This is a genomic window from Methylobacterium nigriterrae, assembly GCF_037106235.1.
GTDB lineage: Bacteria > Pseudomonadota > Alphaproteobacteria > Rhizobiales > Beijerinckiaceae > Methylobacterium > Methylobacterium nigriterrae.
Window position 1 is genome coordinate 1 of the sequence record NZ_JBAWTG010001015.1, and the last position, 257, is coordinate 257.

The 257-nt window shown below is 46.3% G+C and carries 1 pseudogene; it reads right to left on the bottom strand.

Going from position 1 to position 257, the window contains the following annotated elements:
- Nucleotides 1–257 (bottom strand): annotated as a pseudogene (locus WDW90_RS41180) (hypothetical protein); the annotation flags it as partial.

Below are 257 nucleotides of genomic sequence, written 5' to 3' on the forward strand. Positions count from 1 at the left end.
AAGATAATCACGGTTACAACCTTCACCAGGGAAAACCAGTATTCCGCTTCCCCGAATCCTTGTACCGACAAGTAGTTCAAGCCGAACATAATCAGCAGGAACAGGACGCTCCACAGCAGGGAAGAACTGTTTGGGAAACAAAATTTCATTACCATGGTGACCTCTTATAATTCAGCCGCAATGGTTATCGCCCAGTTGTACCAATAGTTCCAGCCAAGCGCAAAGCCAAGCGCCGGATCAATAAATTTCGTGGCATA